The 1231-nt window shown below is 53.3% G+C and carries 1 rRNA gene; it reads left to right on the forward strand.

Annotated features, from left to right (window positions below):
• Positions 1-1231 (forward strand): 23S ribosomal RNA (locus ACFVJS_RS28005); the annotation flags it as partial.

Raw genomic sequence — 1231 nt, forward strand, 5'->3', positions numbered from 1 at the left:
AGGCTTGCCTCTTGGGGTTGTAGGACACTCTATACGGAGTTACAAAGGAACGAGGTAGATGAAGAGGTCTGGAAAGGCCCGCCATAGGAGGTAACAGCCCTGTAGTCAAAACTTCGTTCTCTCCTGAGTGGATCCTGAGTACGGCGGAACACGTGAAATTCCGTCGGAATCCGGGAGGACCATCTCCCAAGGCTAAATACTCCCTAGTGACCGATAGTGAACCAGTACCGTGAGGGAAAGGTGAAAAGCACCCCGGAAGGGGAGTGAAAGAGATCCTGAAACCGTGTGCCTACAAGTAGTCAGAGCCCGTTAACGGGTGATGGCGTGCCTTTTGTAGAATGAGCCTGCGAGTTACGATCCCGTGCAAGGTTAAGCAGAAGATGCGGAGCCGCAGCGAAAGCGAGTCTGAATAGGGCGCATGAGTACGTGGTCGTAGACCCGAAACCAGGTGATCTACCCATGTCCAGGGTGAAGTTCAGGTAACACTGAATGGAGGCCCGAACCCACGCACGTTGAAAAGTGCGGGGATGAGGTGTGGGTAGGGGTGAAATGCCAATCGAACCTGGAGATAGCTGGTTCTCTCCGAAATAGCTTTAGGGCTAGCCTCAAGGTAAGAGTCTCGGAGGTAGAGCACTGATTGGACTAGGGGCCCCTACCGGGTTACCGAATTCAGTCAAACTCCGAATGCCGATGACTTATCCTTGGGAGTCAGACTGCGAGTGATAAGATCCGTAGTCGAAAGGGAAACAGCCCAGACCGCCAGCTAAGGTCCCAAAGTATACGTTAAGTGGAAAAGGATGTGGAGTTGCTTAGACAACCAGGATGTTGGCTTAGAAGCAGCCACCATTTAAAGAGTGCGTAATAGCTCACTGGTCGAGTGACTCTGCGCCGAAAATGTACCGGGGCTAAACGTATCACCGAAGCTGCGGACTGTTCTTCGAACAGTGGTAGGAGAGCGTTCTAAGGGCTGTGAAGCCAGACCGGAAGGACTGGTGGAGCGCTTAGAAGTGAGAATGCCGGTATGAGTAGCGAAAGAGGGGTGAGAATCCCCTCCACCGAATGCCTAAGGTTTCCTGAGGAAGGCTCGTCCGCTCAGGGTTAGTCGGGACCTAAGCCGAGGCCGAAAGGCGTAGGCGATGGATAACAGGTTGATATTCCCGTACCGGCGAAGTGACGCCCATGATGAGGCGCATGATGCTAACCATCTGAAGCACACGTGACCGATCCCTTC

Origin of the sequence: Nocardioides sp. NPDC057772 (assembly GCF_042798075.1) — a bacterium.
In the GTDB taxonomy this organism is placed as follows: Bacteria; Actinomycetota; Actinomycetes; order Propionibacteriales; family Nocardioidaceae; genus Nocardioides.